Source organism: Cohnella baijiui (assembly GCF_020731285.1).
In the GTDB taxonomy this organism is placed as follows: Bacteria; Bacillota; Bacilli; order Paenibacillales; family Paenibacillaceae; genus Cohnella.
Genome location: NZ_JAJFOW010000254.1, coordinates 1 through 270, shown reverse-complemented (window position 1 = coordinate 270; position 270 = coordinate 1). Strand labels below are relative to the sequence as shown.

Here is a 270-nt window from a genome sequence, read left to right as displayed (position 1 = left end):
GGCGCAAGAAAGTGCTGACATTCGGGAAGTATCGCATCGGTTTGGTGCATGGTGATGGAAAGAGCAAAACGACAGAGCGGCGGGCTGTGGATGCATTTGCCAAAGAGGATGTACATATTATTATTTTCGGGCATTCGCATATTCCGCTTCTGCGCTGGCATGAAGGGAGGCTGTTGTTTAATCCGGGCTCGCCGACGGATAAACGAAGACAACCTCAATTCTCGTATGGTATTTTAGAGCTTGGAAATGAAGTGAATGCGACCCATTATT

1 protein-coding gene is annotated in these 270 nt (G+C 47.8%); it reads left to right on the top strand.

Annotation, left to right across the window (positions count from 1 at the left end; all coding sequences use genetic code 11):
- The coding region (locus tag LKX83_RS32535) for a metallophosphoesterase family protein (protein WP_227887417.1) at positions 1-270 on the top strand (270 nt) is incomplete at both ends.